18 protein-coding genes and 1 pseudogene are annotated in these 17,876 nt (G+C 69.3%); 6 read left to right on the top strand and 13 right to left on the bottom strand.

Features of this window, described 5'->3' with window-relative positions:
• Positions 1 to 74 precede the first annotated feature (74 nt).
• A complete protein-coding gene (locus PKE72_RS03540) occupies positions 75 to 335 on the bottom strand; it encodes a helix-turn-helix domain-containing protein (protein WP_055808235.1) in 261 nt (86 codons plus the stop codon).
• 59 nt (positions 336 to 394) lie between these two features.
• Positions 395 to 895, bottom strand: coding sequence for a helix-turn-helix domain-containing protein (locus PKE72_RS03535; protein WP_201462405.1), 501 nt, complete (start codon positions 893 to 895; stop codon positions 395 to 397).
• A gap of 256 nt (positions 896 to 1,151) precedes the next feature.
• Here PKE72_RS03535 and PKE72_RS03530 point away from each other — a divergent pair, with 256 nt between their 5' ends.
• The 4 genes and pseudogenes from PKE72_RS03530 to PKE72_RS17470 form a co-directional block, all read left to right on the top strand.
• A complete protein-coding gene (locus PKE72_RS03530; protein WP_055808237.1) occupies positions 1,152 to 1,763 on the top strand; it encodes a GntR family transcriptional regulator in 612 nt (203 codons plus the stop codon).
• Between the two features lie 71 nt (positions 1,764 to 1,834).
• Complete coding sequence (locus tag PKE72_RS03525) at positions 1,835 to 2,152, top strand: hypothetical protein (RefSeq protein ID WP_055808240.1); 318 nt, start codon at positions 1,835 to 1,837, stop codon at positions 2,150 to 2,152.
• The gene (locus PKE72_RS03520; RefSeq protein WP_055808242.1) at positions 2,140 to 2,832 is read left to right on the top strand and encodes a lasso peptide biosynthesis B2 protein; all 693 of its coding nucleotides are present in this window, start codon (positions 2,140 to 2,142) and stop codon (positions 2,830 to 2,832) included. Before PKE72_RS03525 ends, PKE72_RS03520 begins: the two co-directional genes overlap by 13 nt.
• Positions 2,829 to 4,373, top strand: a pseudogene (locus PKE72_RS17470) (asparagine synthase-related protein); the annotation flags it as partial. The gene PKE72_RS03520 and the pseudogene PKE72_RS17470, both read left to right, overlap by 4 nt.
• Here PKE72_RS17470 and PKE72_RS03510 read toward each other — a convergent pair.
• From PKE72_RS03510 to PKE72_RS03495, 4 genes are all read right to left on the bottom strand, one after another.
• Positions 4,374 to 6,881, bottom strand: a complete 2,508-nt coding sequence (locus PKE72_RS03510; RefSeq protein WP_271164063.1) for a prolyl oligopeptidase family serine peptidase — start codon at positions 6,879 to 6,881, stop codon at positions 4,374 to 4,376.
• Positions 6,881 to 9,838: a TonB-dependent receptor gene (locus PKE72_RS03505; protein WP_271164062.1), complete on the bottom strand. Its 2,958-nt coding sequence runs from the start codon at positions 9,836 to 9,838 to the stop codon at positions 6,881 to 6,883. Before PKE72_RS03505 ends, PKE72_RS03510 begins: the two co-directional genes overlap by 1 nt.
• A 64-nt stretch (positions 9,839 to 9,902) precedes the next feature.
• Positions 9,903 to 10,910 carry a FecR family protein gene (locus PKE72_RS03500; RefSeq protein WP_055808249.1) on the bottom strand — a complete coding sequence of 336 codons (1,008 nt, stop codon included), beginning with the start codon at positions 10,908 to 10,910 and terminating at the stop codon, positions 9,903 to 9,905.
• Positions 10,911 to 10,920: 10 nt separating this feature from the next.
• Positions 10,921 to 11,406 carry an RNA polymerase sigma factor gene (locus PKE72_RS03495; protein ID WP_055808252.1) on the bottom strand — a complete coding sequence of 162 codons (486 nt, stop codon included), beginning with the start codon at positions 11,404 to 11,406 and terminating at the stop codon, positions 10,921 to 10,923.
• 480 nt (positions 11,407 to 11,886) lie between these two features.
• Here PKE72_RS03495 and PKE72_RS03490 point away from each other — a divergent pair, with 480 nt between their 5' ends.
• Together PKE72_RS03490 and PKE72_RS03485 are read left to right on the top strand one after the other, a co-directional pair.
• A complete protein-coding gene (locus PKE72_RS03490) occupies positions 11,887 to 12,129 on the top strand; it encodes a response regulator transcription factor (protein ID WP_082503529.1) in 243 nt (80 codons plus the stop codon).
• A 194-nt stretch (positions 12,130 to 12,323) separates the two neighbouring features.
• Positions 12,324 to 12,623 carry a DUF7662 domain-containing protein gene (locus tag PKE72_RS03485; RefSeq protein WP_055808488.1) on the top strand — a complete coding sequence of 100 codons (300 nt, stop codon included), beginning with the start codon at positions 12,324 to 12,326 and terminating at the stop codon, positions 12,621 to 12,623.
• A gap of 67 nt (positions 12,624 to 12,690) precedes the next feature.
• Here PKE72_RS03485 and PKE72_RS03480 read toward each other — a convergent pair whose 3' ends face one another.
• From PKE72_RS03480 to PKE72_RS03450, 7 genes are all read right to left on the bottom strand, one after another.
• Positions 12,691 to 12,918: a hypothetical protein gene (locus PKE72_RS03480; protein WP_055808254.1), complete on the bottom strand. Its 228-nt coding sequence runs from the start codon at positions 12,916 to 12,918 to the stop codon at positions 12,691 to 12,693.
• A gap of 10 nt (positions 12,919 to 12,928) precedes the next feature.
• The gene (locus PKE72_RS03475) at positions 12,929 to 13,312 is read right to left on the bottom strand and encodes a copper resistance CopC family protein (RefSeq protein WP_055808256.1); all 384 of its coding nucleotides are present in this window, start codon (positions 13,310 to 13,312) and stop codon (positions 12,929 to 12,931) included.
• Between the two features lie 16 nt (positions 13,313 to 13,328).
• Entirely contained in the window at positions 13,329 to 14,525 is a 1,197-nt protein-coding gene (locus tag PKE72_RS03470; RefSeq protein ID WP_055808258.1) for a copper resistance protein B, read from the bottom strand.
• Entirely contained in the window at positions 14,522 to 16,348 is a 1,827-nt protein-coding gene (locus PKE72_RS03465) for a copper resistance system multicopper oxidase (RefSeq protein WP_055808261.1), read from the bottom strand. Before PKE72_RS03465 ends, PKE72_RS03470 begins: the two co-directional genes overlap by 4 nt.
• Positions 16,349 to 16,474: 126 nt before the next feature.
• Complete coding sequence (locus tag PKE72_RS03460; protein WP_055808263.1) at positions 16,475 to 17,035, bottom strand: RNA polymerase sigma factor; 561 nt, start codon at positions 17,033 to 17,035, stop codon at positions 16,475 to 16,477.
• A gap of 9 nt (positions 17,036 to 17,044) precedes the next feature.
• Positions 17,045 to 17,485, bottom strand: coding sequence for a Spy/CpxP family protein refolding chaperone (locus tag PKE72_RS03455; protein WP_055808265.1), 441 nt, complete (start codon positions 17,483 to 17,485; stop codon positions 17,045 to 17,047).
• Positions 17,482 to 17,763, bottom strand: coding sequence for a hypothetical protein (locus PKE72_RS03450; protein ID WP_055808267.1), 282 nt, complete (start codon positions 17,761 to 17,763; stop codon positions 17,482 to 17,484). Before PKE72_RS03450 ends, PKE72_RS03455 begins: the two co-directional genes overlap by 4 nt.
• Positions 17,764 to 17,876 lie beyond the last annotated feature (113 nt).

Here is a 17,876-nt window from a genome sequence, read left to right as displayed (position 1 = left end):
GAGGCTCCATCGTGAGCCCCGAGCAAAGCCGATGAGTCCCGGCCGCCGCGACCCGCGACCCTCCCGCCGGGCGTTTACGGTAGGAAGGTCCGGGGTTCAGGCGGCCGCTGGGCGGCCGCGAGCCGCGCCACGGCCTGGACGCGCGTCCGCACCCCGAGCGCACGGCAAGCGCCCATCAGATGTTCATCGACCGTGCGGGCGGACAGGCCGACCCTTTCGCCGATCGCCGCCGATGTCAGACCCTCGGCGGCCAGGGCAAGGCACTGCTTCTGCCGATCGGAAAGCCGGTCGAGCGTGGAGGAATCTGAAAGCGGGTCGGCGGGTAGCGGGCGCATCCGGTCATGAGGCGCCGAATGGAACCCTTGGACCAGTCCGTAAGCCCGCCACCCGGGATCTACGGTGCGCCCTTGTCCGAGCCGCCGTCGTCTCCGGTGGGGGAAACGAGCCGATGTCGCCGTTCCTCAAGCCAGGCGTCCGCCGCGCTCTCCCGGCGGACGGACTGCGCGGCCAGCTCGCGCAGGGCCTTGGTGAAGGTGTTGATGATGGTCAGGGACTCCAGCTCCGCGATCGCGTCGCCCGCCTCCTCGTCGAACTCCTGCAGCACGACCGCGAGAATGGTGGCGAGCTTATTGTCGGCGCACCGCAAGGCGAAGGCGGGCGACCCGAGCGCCAGCGCCGCGAGGATCGCGTGGGGATCGCTGTCCGTGACCTCGGCGAAACGATGGACGCGCTCGATGTTGATGCGTCCACCGCCGGACTCGAAATGCTCGTAGGAGCGCAGCGCCATGTTCATGGACTTGGCGACATCCGCCGCCCGCAGCCGACGATGGGTGCGGATCAGCCGAAGGGCGGTGGACAGGGTCTCGCTCTGGGACTGACGGTCGGCGCTCTCCATGACGTCGCTCTAACTCCGTTTCCGAGCACCGCGACTCGCGCGCACCGCACCCCTACTGGTTGAAAAATGAAGCAACCGTGCATCAAATGAAAGGTGGGAAACAAACGGGTTTATAAACCTTGTGTATTTGCGCAAAATATCTGCGGGTCGCACGCGAAATCTTTGCGGAAGTCGCCGATTACATGGTCGCATTCTCATCGCAACCCGAACTCGGCGTGGGTCGCGGCTTGAGCGCCCTCGCTGGGGGTTGGTCGTGATGCGATCGCGAGACCCCTATAACGACGCCCTGACCGCCTTGGCGGCGTTCGCCGGATCAGGCCGCTTCGGCTGGGGAGAGCCGTTGGTCGCCACCGCCTTGGCCGCCGAACTGGAACTGTCCCAGACGCCCGTGCGCGAGGCCCTGGCCCGGCTCGCCGGCGAAGGTCTGATCGAACATCGCCCCGGGCGTGGCTACTACGCCCCCAGTCCCAGCGCCGACGACATCGTTGATCTCTACGAAATCCACCGGCGGCTGGTGCATTTGGCGATCGACCTTCTTGACGCCGCCGGAACGACTGTGGCGCTCCAGAGCGTCGGCGAGAGGAGCGAGGAGCGCTTCTACGCCGCCTTGGTCCGGTCGCCGGGGCGGGCGGTCTTGGCGCAAACCCATTGGCGCCTGACGCTGCGGCTTCGACCCATTCGGATCGTCTCGGCCGAATTGGCGCCGCCGGACCTGGCCTGGATCGTCGGTGTCGAACGCCACGTCGCGGACGGCGCGCTCGTCGCGTTGCGGCGCGAGGTCGATCTGCATCATCGAGAGAGATCGGCGCTCGCCACCGCCGTCGTGGCAGTCATGCGACAATCTGTCGAAAGTATAGGACAGATATAGTTTGAATATAGAGCCTCGCGGGCGCTGGCTTAGGGTGCGGGGCGTTTGGCCCCGTTCAAGGAGGCTACGACATGAAGACCAATCCCCTTCCGGGCCTGATCGGGCTCGGCTGCGCCAGCGCACTGACCCGCGCCGGCGGCGGCGTCGAAAAGATGGAGCTGATCCCGCTCTATTTCTACGACGACGCGTCCACGACCCAGATCGTCGGGCTCGGTTCCGCGATGGAGCAGACCCGCGCCGACGGCCCGGGGCACAATCGGGAACTCAACCCGATCTACACCTACGTCGATCCCTCGGTCGCCCGCATCGGCGGGGCCGCGGAGCAGACGCGGGCGGACCAGCCCAGCGGCAATCGCGAGCTGATCCCGGTCGAGCGTTGGACCGCCTGAGCGCGACGGCTCCGACGGGGGGCGACGGCGGCGACGCCGCCGCCCCTGCCGTGCGCCTGTATTTCGCGCCGGACGTTCACCACGCCTGCGTCGGTGGTGACGCCGTCCTGCTCGACGTGCGCGGCGACGGTTATCATTGCCTGCCGGACGGCGCCGCCCTGTGCCGGCGGCTCGCGGGAGGCGGTCTCGTCCGGATGAACGGCCCCGTCTCGGCCCTGATCGCGGCGGGGTTGATCGGAGCGGAGCCTTCGCCGAAGCCCCGGGTTCCGCCGGCTCGCCCGGTGCGTTCCGTGATCCACGCCGGAGGGCGTCTGGACCTGATGCGGGACCTGATCCCGGGGCTCTGCGCGATGCACGAGGTGCGGGCCGCCCGGCGCGGGGCCGGCCTGTCGCCTTATGTCAGTCTGGGCGGCGCCGAGCCTCGTGACGACCCTATGGCCGCGATCGAGGCCGGTCGGCGGTTCTGGACCCTGATGGCCTATTTGCCGATCGAGGGGGAATGCCTCGTCCGGTCGGCGCTGCTGGTCCGTTTTCTCCGGCGTCAGGGGCTTCGGGCCGACTGGGTGTTCGGCGTGCGCCTGTGTCCGTTCACCGCCCATTGCTGGGTGCAGGTCGGCGAGGTCTGTCTCAACGATGATGTGGAGCGGCTCGTGGCCTACACGCCGATCATGGTGCGATGAGCGGCGACGCCGGCTATCTCCTCGTCGCCGACGCCGCGGACGCCCGCGATCCCGCCGTCGAGGCGGCCCTGGCGGCGCTACTGCGGAGCGGCTGGACCCTGCGGCTCGACGGCTTCGGTCTGAGGATTCTGACCGGACCGCGTTTCCCATGGCCCGTCGCGCAGGTTCATCGCGCCCATGCCCTGATCGGGGAATGGCGCGGGGAGGGCGCGCATCCTTCCGCGATCGCAGGCCGCTTCCCCGAAGGACGCCCGCTCGGCGCGGGCCTCATGAGCGAAGGCTGGGGCGCCTATCTGATGGTCTGGCGAGATCGCGACGGCCACCTGAACCTGGTGCGGGATCCGACCGGAGCGGTGGATGTGGTGTGGTGGCGGCGAGGTCCCGTCACCTTGGTGACCGACTGTCCTCCGCCGGCGCTCGACGCCGTCTTGCCGGACACGCTCGCGATCGACTGGCCACAACTGGGCGCCCTTCTGGCGACGCCTTCGCTTCTGACCGACGGATTGCCCCTCCAAGGTTTGACGCCGGTCGGCGCCGGTTGCTGGAGCCGGCCGGACCAAGACCTTCCCGACGAACCCCTGTGGCGGCCGGCCGACTTCGTCCGTCGGGGCGCCGACGACGCCCCGGACGCTCTCGTGCGGGTCGTCGATCGCACCATCGACCGCACCATGCGCTCGCGTCGCCGGGTGGTCTCCGAACTCTCCGGGGGACTGGACTCGGCCATCGTGGCGGGAAGCCTGAGGGCGACGGGGCACGCCGAGCGCGCGGTCTTCATCAACTACTATGGCGACGACGCCGAAGGCGACGAGCGTCGTTACGCGGAGGCGGCCGCGGCGCTGAGCGGCGTTCCGCTCGAGACCGTTCGCAAGCCGGTCGAGGCGATCTCCGACGCGGACTTCACCACTCTGGCCTCCGGACTCCGTCCCGCCCTCCAAGGGGTGGACCCGGCCTATGATCGGCACGCCGCGGGCCGACTGGCGGCGCTGGGCGCCGACGGCCTGTTGACGGGACAGGGTGGCGACAGCGTCTTCTTCCAGGCCCCGGATCCCCTCGTCGCCGCCGACCGGTTCCGCCGCCAGGGCTTGCGCGCCCTCAATCCGGCCTATCTGGCGGCGGTGGGCCGCTGGACCCGCCACTCCGCCTGGACCGTCGGCCGACTGGCGGTGCGCGGCCGGACGCAGACCGGATCGGGGCCGCGTCACCGGTGGCTCGACGACGCGGCCGAGCTTGCGCCCGCCAAGCGGGGGCAGCTGGAGCGGTTCGTGAACTGTCAGCTGTTCTGGACGGACTGTCTGAGGGCGCGCCAGGCCCCGCTGCTCAATCCCTTCCTCAGTCAGCCGGTCGTCGAACACTGCCTCGGCGTGCCGTCCGACCGGCTGACCCTGGGCGAACGGGACCGGGGCCTGGCCCGCCTGGCCTTCTCGGAGCGCCTGCCGCCCTTGATCGCCGAACGGCGGGACAAGGGCGATCTGAGCCACTTCTACGGCCAGGTCGTACGGGACAGCGCGCCGGCGCTCGCCGCCTTCCTCCTGGAGGGACGACTAGCGGCCCAGGGCGTCCTCGACCGGGCGACGCTCGAGGTTGATCTCGACCCGGCCCGCCTGCTCTGGCGCGAGGGCGCCAACGCCCCGTTGCTGGCCGCCGTCCTGGAGGCCTGGGCGCGCCACTGGGAGGGTCGGATCGCGCGTCGCCGGACCGAGGTAGCGCGCCAGCCAGTCGAGGATGTGGGCGTGTAGGTCGCGCAGGTTGCCGGGGCTGGCGAGCACATGGCCCTCGCCATAGTAGGTCAGCAGAGCCGCGTCCCGGTTTAGTCGGTAGAGGACGCCGAACAACTTGCCCATGCGCGGCCGCTCCAGATCGCTTTCGATCAGCAGGGCCGGCGCCCGCAGGTCCGCCGCCGAGAACAGCGGGCTCATCTCGACATAGCGGGCGGCGTCCGCCGGGAAGGCGCCGATCGCCGCCTGGCCTGTCTCCGCCCAGCCGGACAGCTGGCCGATGGGCACGCCCTCGTCGGGTGCGGAGCGGAAGAAGGGCGGCAGTTCGAAGGCGCTGATCAGGTCGGCGTAGCCGTTGGAGGCGATCAACGCCGCGACCCGGTCGCTGTGGGGCGCCGCGTTGAGCACATTGAAGGCCCCGTAGCTGTGACCGAGCAGGGCGTAGCGGTCGGCCCGGACCCGGCCAGTGGCGCCGGCCGCATCGGCGATGGCGTCGATCTGCGCGGCAAGGGCCGCGCCGGACCAGCGCCCATCCGGCGGGTTCGGCAGGCTGACATAGAGAACCGCATAGCCGCCCCCGGCGATGACCGCCGGATTGTTCTGGAGCATGGCGGAGCGGCGCGTGAGCGGTGACGGCGGACGCGACGAGACGCGGCCGGGGTAGACCTCGACGACCAGCGGCGCCTTGACCCCTTCCGCCAATCCCGGCGGCAGGAGCAGCCAGCTCTTCAGCGCCTGGCCGGCAGGACCGGTGTGCGCAACTTCGATGATTTCGCCCCAGTCGAAGGTCGCGCGATCGAGGTTGATCTCCGCCAGGGTCAGGCCGGCGTCGGCGCGATGGAGCCGGAAACGGGCGGATCCGTCGGCGGAGTCCTGACGGGCGACGACGAAGGCGCCGTCAGGGCTGGAGGCGACGCGGGTTTCATCCGGTTCCAGCGGCGAGACGCAGACCGGCGCCGCGTCGATCGCGGCCTTGGCGCAGCCGTCGCTGATCAGGGTGCGGCCGGGGGTCGCCTCGCGCACATAGGCGGCGCGGAAGCCGGCGTCGCGAGCCTCGCCGAGGTCGCTGATCCGGCCGGCGACGTCCGGGCCTCCGTTCAGGGACAGAAGCCGGTCGCCGCGCTCGATACGGGTCTCGCCGTTCCAGTCGACGAGCCGATCGCCCGTCTGGGCCGGGATCGGCGCGAGACCGCCCGGCACGCGCCATTGGGCGACGCCGGCGTCATCCAGGACCCGGAGCACGGGCGTGTCGCCGAGCCAGCCGCCCAGCGCCACCGGTTCGTCCCACGGGCTTCGCTCCGTCGCCGGCTTGTCCGCGAACCTGGAGACCAAGCCGTCCAGCCCGATCGCGACATAGGCGCCGGACCGCTCGAAGCCGGCTTGGCCCACGTGGCGCGCGAAGGCGAGAAGCCGACGGCTGTCGGGGCTCCACGCCATCAGATAGGGGCCGTAATCGAGAGCGGGGTCGATCCGGGTTTCGGCGCCGGTGTCGATGTCGATCAGGCGCAGGGCGCGTCGGCGGATCGGGTCGCCGACCAGGACCGGGCGATCGGGATCGGGCTGCAGATCCTCGCGGTCCTCCAGCACGGCGATACGGGCGCCGTCCGGCGACAGGGCGAGATCGAAGATCGCACCCGCGGCGAGCGGCGTCTGCGCGCCGCTACGCACATCCAGGCGGAGGAGCGACAACGGTGGGCGATGTTCGCGGGTGTCGCGGGCCGAGCCGCTCGGAATGAAGGTGCCGCCGACGGATCGGCCGGACGCTGTCGCCGCCCAGAGCGTCGCGATACGGTCCTGGGCCTGGAAGCCGGTGCGGGCGATCTCGGGCAGCTGTCCGCCCGGCTGCACGACGACGAGCAGTTCGTCGACGGTTCGCCAGAGCGCCGTCAGCCCGAGCCGCGGGTCTTCCGGCGCGAGCGCGGTCCAACGGACCGCGCCGGTCTCGAGCGACAGGACGCCCAGCCGCCAGCTGTCCGGCGTCAGCTCGTAGACGATCAGCCGGCGACCGTCGGGCGAGAACCGTCCAGCCGTATAGCCGGCGGAATGGTCCGGGGTCTCCAGGGTGCGGACGACCTCGCCAGAGCGCGCGTCCACGATCTGGACGGCGCTGAGGAGGCGGTCGGTGTCCCTGGACAGCTTGTAGGAGGGCGCGCGGTCGTAGCGCGCCCGGCGTTCCAGCGCGATCCAGCGGCCGTCCGGACTGACGCGCGCATCGCCGAGACTCTCCTGACGCAGCAGGGCGTCGATGGTGAAAGGGCCGGAGGACTGGGCGAGCGCGGGACAAGCGAAGGCGAGCCCGGCCGCAAGGCCGAGCATCAGAACTGTGCGGTGCATCACCAGCTCCGGGTCAGCTGGAGCGAGACGTAGCGGCCGATGACGTCCGAGTTCGCCGCGTCATAGGCCACGCCTTCGGGCGCGTCGTAGAAGGGCGGATCACGGTCAAAGAGGTTCTGGATCGTCAGGGCGACGGCCGTCCCGGCGATCGGACCCGTCTCCGGCGCATAGCGCACCTGAAGATCGGCCGTGGTCCAGGAGCCGATGCGACGCCCGGAGGTGTCGGCGTAGTCGGAGACATGATCCACCGCTCCGCCGAGGGTGAGCGGGCCCCTCGTCCAGCTGAGATGGGTGCGACCCCGCAGGCCCACGGGATAGTTCGGTCGATCCAGCTGGGAGACCACGGGGGAGGTGGGCGTGGCCCGGGCGTCGAAGCGCTCCAGCCAGGTCAGGCTGCTGGTCAGATCGAAGGCGTCAGGGCCGACCGCGAAGGCGTAGGCGACCGTGAGGTCGGCGCCCTGGACCTGGACGCTGGCGGTGTTGACGTAGCGGGCGTCGACGATGGCGCCGTAATCGGTGGCCGGGAACAGGTCACGCAGGTTGGTGGTCGGCAAATCGAGGATCGCCTGCATGTCGGCGCGATCCTGGGCGTTGGTGGCCGGATCGATGATCCGAACGAACGGGCTCAGGGTGGTGTCGCTCAGCGCGGTGAGGATGTTCTCCAGAGCCGGTTGGCCGATCCGGTTCTCGAAATCCGTGCGGAAGGCGTTGACGCTGATCCGGAGACCCTGAACCGAGGCGGGCTCTAAATCGCCCCCAACCGTCCAGGTGTCGGCGGTTTCGGGCTCCAGATCCGGATTGCCGCCATACAGGATCATGGTCAGGATCTGGTTGGGTCCGCGGGGCAGGATCGAGGGACTGGCCGTCGCCGCGTCATTCACCTCGCGCAGGGCCGGCGCCCGGAAGGACCGGCCGTAGTTGGCCCGCAGGCGCACGCCCGCCATGGGTTCCCAGACCAGACCGACCTTGGGGCTCGTCGTCTGACCGACATCGCCATAGTCCTCGAACCGGGCCGCCAGCGACAGTTCGAGCCGTTCCAGTCCCGGACGGCTGTTGCCGGCCCCGAACAGGGGAATCCGCGCCTCCGCATAGACCGCCGCCACGTCGCGCTCGCTGGCGTTCAGCGCGCCCAGGACGGGCGCGATGCCGGAGGTGAAACTGTCCACCTTGCGGTCGAAATTCTCGCGCCGGAGCGCCGCCCCGACCGCGAGTTTCAACGGGCCGCCGGGCAGCTCCAACAGGTCGCCGTCCAGCATCACGTTCGCCGTGGTGATGCGGCTCTCGCTCCACAGATGGGTCCAGCCGCCCGTGATGAAGTCCAGCGCGGCCTGCGGATTGACGTTCCCCGCCCCGAACGGATTGAGAAAGCCGTCCCTGGCGGCGCTGTAGCCCGTGGCCGGATTGTCCGCCAAGGCGCCCAGCGCCTCGCGCAGATAGGTCGATTGCAGCGTGCCCGACGACCCGAAGCCGGCTTCTTCCGCGCCGTAGGCGAGATAGCTCGACAACCGCCACGAGCCGCCCAGGTCGAGATCGGCGCCGATCGTCGCGGACAGGGTCTCGACCTCCCCGGATTGCACCGGGTTGGGCGTCTGACCGGCGAAGGAATAGGCGATCAGGTGCGAATTCGCGCCCGTCGGGGATTCGAAGAAGGGGTTATTGCGGTTGACGGTCAGCAGCGTGGCGATCGGCGACGATCGGGTCTCATAGTCGCGCCGGGCCCAGCGCGCGTCGCCGGACAGGGTCAGCCGGCCGCCGAGATCCTGCCGTCCCGCCAGATAGGCGATATGGCGGGTCTGCCGCGGAAAGACGTTCATGCCGAACCGCTGATTGGTGCGGTTCTCCTGCCCCGGCAGGAAATCGCCCGGAGCCAGGTTGGTCCCGTCCTGACCGCCCGGGATGGCGAAGGCGGAGACATAGGCGCCCGACGCCGGGTCGATCACCATGATGTTGCCGGGGTTGCTGTAGTTCAGTCGGCGATCCGATCCGCCGAAGCGGCGCAGATCGGCGTCACCCGCGCGATCGCGTTCGGCCGCGGGCAGGGCTTCGCGGTCCTGGTATTCGTAGACGCCCATAAGACTGCCGCTGCCCCATCGCCGCCCGATCGTCTGGGCGAACAGGACATCGGAGAAGGCGCCGTCGGCGGCCGTGCCGTAGCGCGCTCTGGTCTCGGCGCCGTCGTAGTCGTCACGCAGGACCACATTGATGACCCCGCCCACGGCGTCGGCGCCGTAGAGAGCCGAGGCTCCGTCGAGCAGGACGTCGATCCGCTCAACGGCGGCCGTCGGAATCGACGAGACGTCGGCGAAATCGCCCTTGGAGCCGGTCCCGGCGATCCGCCGGCCGTTGACCAACACCAGGGTCGCGTCGCTGCCGAGGCCGCGCAGGTTCACCCCATTGGAGTAGTTGGCGTTGGTGCCGCTGCGGTCGCCGCCGTTGCTGAGGGTGGCGTCATTGGCGGTGCCTGCGAAATTCTGCGGCAGCGCCGCCAGGGCTTGAGCGACGGTCGCGTGGCCGTCGCGATCAATCTGGTCGCGGCTGACGACCACCACCGGCGAGGGGCCGTCGAGCACCCCGCGCAGCAGGCTGCCCGTGACGACGACCTCGTCCAGCTGGACGGCTTCCAGCTGTTCGGCCTCGGCGCGTTGCGACGGGTCGATGAGGACGAACACATTGGGCCGGCTCCGTCGATAGGTCAGGCCGGTGTCGCGCAGGAGCAGCGCCAGCGCCGTCTCGACGGAATAGTCGCCCGAAAGTGACGCCGAGGCCCGGTCCGCCACCAGGGCGCTCGGATAGAGGATCTGCTGACCGCTCTGGCGAGCGAAGGCGGGGAGGGTGCGCGCCAGCGGCCCTGCCGGGATGTCGAAGCGACGCGCGGACTCGGCCTGCTGGGCGCAGACCGGCGTCGCCGACGCCATCAGAAGCGCCGCGAGCGCCGTTGAAGTGAAGCCCTGTCTCATGTGTCTCCCCCGGTTTCTTATCCGCATTGATGCGGGACCGGGAGGAGACGACCGGTCGCGGGCCTTACCCTAAGTCCGGGGTCAGATTATTTTTCGATGCGCCCGAAAGCACCACATGACCGTCCTCGGCCCGTTCGGCGGTGAGCGGATAGAGGTCGCGCAGCGCCGCCACGAAACCCTCGACGTCGCCGGCGTCGAACACCCCGCTCACCCGGATGGAGGAAATGTCCCCGGCGCGCAGTTCGATCGGATGACGGGTGTAGCGGTTGACCTCAGCCACGGCGACGCCGATCGGCGTTTCGTGGAAGGTCAGTCGGCCCGCCGCCCAGCTGGTCGCCGCGGGTAGATCGGTCGTGACCACCCGGGGTCGGGGGACGGACGTCACCAGCTGCTGTCCCGGCTGCATCGACCAGCGCCGGTCCGCCTGTTCGCCCTCGCGCACATCGACCCGGCCCTCGACAAGCACCACGCGTGCGCCCGTCCCGAAGCGCCGGACGTCGAAGCTCGTGCCCAAGGCCGTAACCTCGGTGTCGCCGGCCTTGACGACGAACGGCCGGTCCGGGTCGCCCTCAACGTCGAACCGGGCCTGGCCCGTGACGAGGGTGACCAGCCGGCGGCCCCCGGTCAGGCGAACGTCGATCCTGGAGTCCGTGTCGAGCGTGATCGTCGAGCCGTCGGCCAGTTGAACGACGCGGCGTTCGCCGACCTGGGTGAGATAGGGGGTCGGCTGCTGCGCTGACCACAACCACCAGCCCACGGACAGGGCCGCGATCGCGGCGCCGACGGCGCCGACGGGGGCGAGAACACCGAGCAGGCGGGGGCGGGCCCTGCGGCGGGAGGCGGCGCGGGTCCGGGCGTCCGCCGAAAGCGCGGCCATCTCGGGTTGGTCGGCCAGGGTGCGACTCGCGTCCCACATCGCCTGCATGCGGTCGAAACTCTCGGCGTTCCTGGAGTCCCGTCGCCAGGCGCTGAACGCCTTCACGTCCGCCGTGGTGACCTTGCGCTGGTTGAGCCGCGCGAACCAGTCGGCGGTCTCCTTGCGTCTGATGTCGGCGTCAGCCTCGGTCGTCATCAGTCTTCGCCTAAAGGTCCAGCCGCAGCGCGCAGTAGTCGAGCGCCTTGGACATCCGCCACTCCACCGTCTTGACGCTGATCTCGAGCTCCTTGGCGATCTCGGGATACGTCATACCGTCAAAGCGGCTCAAGACGAAGACGTCGCGGTAGAGTTGCGGCATGGATCGTATGATCTGGGCGAGCAGAACCTGATCGAACTGGGGCGCGCCTTCGGATTCGGGGGATTGGAGGTCGGCGTCGCTTGGCCGACGGCGCCTATGTTTGGCGTCATCGCGCACCAGATTGAGGGCGACCCGGAGCAGGAAGGCGCGGGGATGGGCGATCCCGCCGTCGGCGAAGGGCGCGATGCGGATATAGGTTTCCTGCACGACGTCGGCCGCATCGTCCGGACCGATCCGAGCCCGGAGGCGACGGTTCAACCACGCAGCGTAGCGGCGGTACAGGCCGTCCAGGCCGCCGCCGACCTCCGCTTGCAATGGCTTCGCTTCGCTCACCCTGCCTCTCCGACCGCAATTCAGACGGCTGGAATCCGGGGCGCGAACGGACAGCCGGGCGCAGGCGCTCACACGCCTGACACGGTGATCCGGTCAGCGACAGCCACGCCGCGCGTGGGTCGTCGAAGAAGATATCGCACAGGGGATTCCAAGCCCCTGCCGACGCGTAGGTCGGCCTGGCGAGCATGAATCAAACGGAATCCCGACGCAAGCGGGAGGGGTCGGGCGTTGGAATCCTCTGCGAACGAGGCCCGTTACTTCAGCGCGCAGCGCCGCCTCCGTCAGCGACGAACCCCGGCTCCGGCTGTGCGCCTATCTCGCGGCGCCCGACGGCCCCGCTGTAGTCGCGACCTGTCTGCGGTTCAACCGGCGGGGAGGCTTCCGTCCCGCAAGAAACCTGCGGGCGACCCGCAATTCATCGACGTTGCCCGGGCGCGAACCCGCCGTGTACGGAGGGAGTCGGACAACCGGTGGTGTAATATGGAAGCTGTATCCGAAGATCCGGGCCGTGGATCGCACGCGGTCACCCTGAGCCCGCGCGAACAGGAATGTCTGCAATGGGTCTGTCGCGGGAAAAGCTCTTCCGACATCGGAATCATTCTGTCGCTGTCGCCCCGCACCGTGGACAGCTATCTTGAGAAGGCCTGCTCCAAACTCCGGGTCCGGACCCGGATCGAAGCGGTCGCCTCGGCGGTCCGGCAAGGTCTGATCGACCCGGGATGAGGGGAGGGGGCGGGCCAGGAACTTCTGTGATGAAGCCCGGCGTTTCGCCGCCGATCGCCGCCGACGTTTGCACGTCCCCTGGCTCTTGATCGGCGCCTATCGTTCCCGGAACCCGCCGCCGGCGAGTCTAGATCGGCCAGCCCAAGCGCGCCAGCCGGGCTTGACCCCCGGCAGCAGTGGAGCAAGACACCCAGATGGCTAAATACGCGCCGCTCGCAGCCTTTCTCCGACGTCAGAAGAGCGCCGAGGTGGACCTGTCCTTTCGGGACATCGAGCGGATCGCCGGGGGCATTTTGCCCAAGGCGGCGTCGCTGGAGGTTTGGTGGCGCGTGGATACGGCGAGGGCGCCGATGCCCCAGCATCTCGCCTTCGCCGAGGCGGGTTTCGTCGCTGAACCGCGGACGCGGGCCGAGACCGTCCGTTTCATCCGGATTGCGGCAGGCGGCGCCCCAGGGAGCGAGGCGCGGCTCAGCGCGGCGAAGACCGAGAGTTGACGCCTGTCCGCTCCGGGCAGACCTCCGATCAGTCGGAGCGCCTGCCGGAGCGGTTCAGATCGGCCGGTCAGTTATGGTCGGCGTGACCTTGGGGAGCCGGAGCATCCGAGGGCGCCGGCGCGGGCGGCGCGGGTTCGGCGGGCGGCGAAGCGTCAGACTTCATCTTGTCGCAGCAGCTCATGGCGGCGTCAGCGGCCATGTCCTCGCAACAGTCGCAGCCTTCGGCGGCCAGGGCCGCTCCAGCGCTCAGGGCCAGGATCGCGCCGGCGGCGGCCAGCAGGTTGGAAACTCGCATCGTCGTTCTCCTAGTGAACCATGAAGCTGACAGAGCCGGACATCTTGTGGCCGTCCGGACCTTCAGCGGTCCAGGCGGCCGTGTAGGTTCCCGCGGCGAGCCGGGGAAGAGCCACGCTGACGGTCGCGGCGGCCGGCGCGGCGGGGGCGTTCACGACCACCGGGGCCTGTCCCTCGGCGGTCAGGGTCACTGTCTTCAGGACCATCGCGTGCGGGAAGGTGACGCTGAAGCGTTCGGGCGACCCATGGGTCATCGCCCCGTTCGCCGGAACCGTGGTGACGCCCGATTGCGGCGCAGCGGCCTGCGCCGGCATCGTGTGCCCGGCGTGAGGATCCTGAGCGGCGGCGGCGCCGGCGAAGGCCAGGGCGGCCGTGAGGACGAGAGTGCGGATCATGGGGGGTCTCCTTCGGTCAGAACCAGGCCTTGAGGCCGACGACGAGACGGGTGTCGTCAGCCTCGCCGCCTCGGGCTTCGATGTAGTCGGCGGTGTCGCCGAGCGCTCGGCTCCACTCAACGCCGACATAGGGGGCGAACTCCTTGCGGAACTCGTAGCGCAGACGCAGGCCCGCCTCGATCGACGACAAGCCGGAGCCGATCTCCAGCTCCGGAATGTCGCTCGCCGAAGCGTCGATTTCGAGGCGCGGCTGGAGGATCAGGCGCTGGGTGATGCGCTGGTCGTATTCGGCCTCGACGCGGGCGGTCAGGTCGCCTTCGGTGGAGAGGAAGGCGGCCGCGTCGATCTCCCACCAGTAGGGCGCGAGGCCCTGCAGGCCGAGAACAAGGTGCGTCGTATCCTCGCCGTCGGGCCGGAAATCCTGGCGCACGCCGGCCTGCATATCCCAGAACGGCGAGATCGCGCGGCTGTACAGCGCCTGGACCTCGGCCTGCCCCAGCTCGCCGCCAAAGTCGCCTTCGCCTTCGGACTTCCACCAGAAGCGATTGATGTCTCCGCCGCTCCAGCCCTGGACGTCCCAGAGATACGACTCGCCGTCATCGCCGAAGCCGGCTTCCAGACGGTCGATGATGACGGCCGTGGTGCGGACGTCCCCGTTTTCGCGAACCAAGGTCTCACGGGCGGCGGCCATCGCCTCGGCGCCGAAAACCAGATCGGCGGCGTGCGCGGGACCGCTGAGGGCGGCGGCGGGGAGCGGATCCTCCGGAGGCCGGCCGGGATTGTCGGCGCTGGTCGGCACGTCCGGCGGCCCCTTGCTCATGGTCGACATGTCGTGACCGGCATGGGGATCGGCTTGAGCGGAGGGCATGGCGGACATGTCGTGGCCCGCGTGCGGATCGGGCTGCGTCGTTGGCGCCATGGTCGACATGTCGTGACCCGCGTGCGGATCGACGCTCTGGGGATCAGCCGGCATCGGATGACCGGCATGAGGGTCCGGCGCCGGCGGCGTTGGCGCGGGCTGCATGACATGACCGGCATGCGGGTCCTGAGCGGGCGAGGGAGGGGGCGTCTGAGGCCGGACGACCGGTTCAGGCGCGGGTCGCGGCGCCGGGGTCGCCGGCATGACATGGCCCGCGTGTGGGTCCTGCGCCTGGGCGCTAAAGGCGCTGGCGGCGAGGATCAGCGGCGCGAGGGCGACGGCGAAACGGTTCATGACGCGACTCCGTCCAGGGGGCGGACCGTGACGACGTTGAACATGCCCGCGTGCATGTGCATCAGCATATGGCAGTGGAAGGCCCAGTCGCCGGGCGCGTCGGCGGTCAGGTCGAACGTCACCTTGCCGCCGGGCGCGACGTTCACCGTGTGCTTCAGGGGTTGATGTCCGGCGGGGCCACCGGTGACCAGCTCGAAGAAGTGGCCGTGCAGGTGAATGGGGTGGGCCATCATGGTGTCGTTGACCAAGGTCACGCGCACCCGCTCGTCGCGCTCGAAGCGGATCGGCTCGACCAGCTCGCTGAACTTGCGACCGTCGAAGCCCCACATGAACCGCTCCATATTGCCGGTCAGGTGTATTTCCATTGTCCGCGACGGCGGGCGCTGGTCCTTGTTCGGCTGCAGCGACACCAGGTCGGTGTAGACTAGAACGCGGTGGTCGACGTTGTTGAGACCGATCGGCCGCTCGCCCAGGCGATTGGCCGGATCCATGGCGATCGCATCGACGCCGACGCCGACCGCCATGTCCGGAGGCGCGTTCTCGGGATCGCGCATGTTCATGCCCGACATGGACATTTCGCCCATGTCATGCGCCGGTGTCGCGCCTTGCGCCGGGGCGCCATGGTCCATGCCTGCCATCGCACCATGATCCATCCCGGCCATGCTACCGTGGTCCATGCCGCCCATGGCGCCATGGTCCATTCCGCCCATGCCCATGTCGCGCATGGTAAGGTTCGGCACCTCCCGCAGCGGCGGGACTTCGGCCGTCATTCCAAGGCGCGGGGCCAGGGTCGCCCGGCCCATGCCTGACCGGTCGATCGCTTCGGACACGATGGTGTAGGCCCGGTCTTCGGTCGGCCGGACGATAACGTCGTAGGTTTCGGCGACCGAAATCTGGAACTCGTCGGTCTCGACCGGGCGGACGTTCTCGCCGTCGGCCTGCACCACGGTCATCGGCAAGCCAGGGATGCGGACGTTGAAGATCGACATGGCGGAGGCGTTGATGATGCGCAGCCGCACCCGCTCGCCGGGTCGGAACAGGCCGGTCCAATTCTCCTGCGGGCCGTGGCCGTTGATCAGATAGGTGTAGGTCGAGCCGTTGACGTCCAGGATGTCGCGCGGGTCCATCCGCATCTCACCCCACATGCGCCGCTCTTCCAGGCTCATGCGGTCGCTGCCGTCCATGAGGCCGGCCAGGGTGGTGCGCTGCTGGTTGAAATAGCCGGGGCTCTTCTTCAGCTTCTCCAGGATCTCGTGCGGGTGCATGAAGCTCCAGTCCGACAGGACCAGCACATGCTCGCGGTCGTAGCCGACCGGATCGGCGCCCGCCGGATCGATGACGATCGGACCGTAGTGGCCCATCGCCTCCTGGAGATTGGAGTGGCTGTGGTACCAGAAGGTGCCTGACTGCTTGATCGGGAACTCATAGACGAAGGTTTCCCGCGGCTTGATGCCCGGGAAGCTGATGCCCGGGACGCCGTCCATCTGGAATGGCAGCAACAGGCCGTGCCAGTGGATCGAGGTGTCCTCATCCAGGCCGTTGGTCACGGACAGTCGCACGTTCTGTCCCTCGCGCAGGCGCAGCAAGGGCGCCGGAAGCACCCCGTTGATCGTCACGGCATGGCCGGTCCGGCCTCCGACCGTGAAAGGCGAGTGGCCGACCATCAGGTCGATGTTGGGCCCGCTCAGCGTCGGCAGGTCCGCTCTCAGCCCCGCCGATCCGGTCTGCGCCCAGGCCGGCAGAAGGCCCTGCAGGCCAAGCAGCCCGCCGCTTACGGCGGCGCCCCTGAGAAGCATTCGGCGATCGAGACTTGGCATGGGCATAGGCGGGGGGTTCCTCGGACGCGTGTCGGCTTCTGGTAGACATACGCACGTCGGCGACAACGCCCTTGCGGCAGGTCGCCACACCTCGAAATAAACCGCCCTTCGCCGTCCGGCGACACGATGAGGTCAAGCGCCCCCGGGAACGGCCATGTCCTCGGCAAGCCGCTTGCGGGCGCGGGCGATCCGCGTCTCAACGGCCTTGGTCGTGACGCCCATGATCGCCGCGATCTCGCCGTGCGAGCGACCTTCGAGCGTGGCCAGCAGAAGAGGGGCCTTGAGGCCGTCAGGCAGGCGGGTCAGTGCGCGATGAAGCGCCTCGGCCCGGCGGCGATCGTCCAGTTGGGTTTCTGGAGACGGCGTCTCGATCCGAACCGCCGACGCTTCAGGGGCGTCGAGGCCCATCACGCCGCGCACTACCCGACGCACCGCACGCCGACGGCTCCAGTCCCGGCATTTGTTGAGGGCGATCGACCGGAGCCAGACATCGAAGGGCCGCGCCGCATCATACCGCCGCAGCGCGAGCCACGCGGCCGTGTAGGTTTCCTGGAGCAGGTCGTGCGCTTCCGCCTCATCGCCGACATAGCGCCGAACGAACCTGTAGAGATCGCCCTTGGTCGCCGCCATCAAGGCGCTGAAGGCGCCCCTGTCCCCGCCAGCTGCACGCGCTTCAATGCTGTCGCCCTCCACGCGCCGCGCCTAGCCGGCGTCGGCACGCAGGGCGTCCACCACCGCGGCGTCGAAGACCTCAGCCTGCGCCGGGGTGAGCACCGACCGCATCTCGAAGACGTGTGCGATGGTCGCTTTCTGCAGATCGCCCATGGCCGCGTGGAAGTGATCCACCGCCGCCTGCACCTGGGGCGTGTTTCCATCGCTCGCGGCGATGGCGGCGGCGAGCTCGCGGTTGGCGGTCCGCACCTCTGCTTCCAGCGCGGGGCGACGCGCGGCGAAGCGCGCTTCGATCGCGTCCAGACGACGATCCTGTTCGGCGCTCAGGTCCAACTGCTCGTGAACGACGCTATGCAGACTCGGTGGCTGACGCTCTCGCATGACCAAGGTCGCGCTCGCCCAGGTCGCCGCACCGCTGGCGAGCGCCGCCAGCACGGCTGTCAGGGTGACGGATTTCCAGCGCGCTCTCATCCCCGGACATCCAGGGGATCGAGAGGCGACAGGCCCGCGGAGACTGTAAAGATGCGCAACTCAGAGGGCTCTGGCCTGGGCGACGCCAGGAGCAGCAATCCACCGTTGGCCACGCCGAGCACGAGGGCGAGCCCTACGGCGGCGACCCGAACCTGGCCCATCGACGCCGAATCCCTGCGCACGGCGATCCGTGCCCAGACAGCCTCTTCCAGACCCTCCAACCGCCCCGTATCGCCAGGCGCCGCAGCCCCGATCAGTCGCTCGATCTCTTCAGTCATTACGCACCTGCGTCACGCCCCCTTTGCCATACGCGCCGAACCGCCCAGCCCCTCACGAGGGGGAGAGCGGCCCGCCGCGTAGATACCAGAGAACGACCGGGAGGACCCGCTCG

The organism is Brevundimonas intermedia (genome assembly GCF_027922165.1).
Taxonomy (GTDB): domain Bacteria; phylum Pseudomonadota; class Alphaproteobacteria; order Caulobacterales; family Caulobacteraceae; genus Brevundimonas; species Brevundimonas intermedia.
Note: the sequence above shows the minus strand (reverse complement) of the source record. Positions and strands in the feature narration are given on the sequence as shown.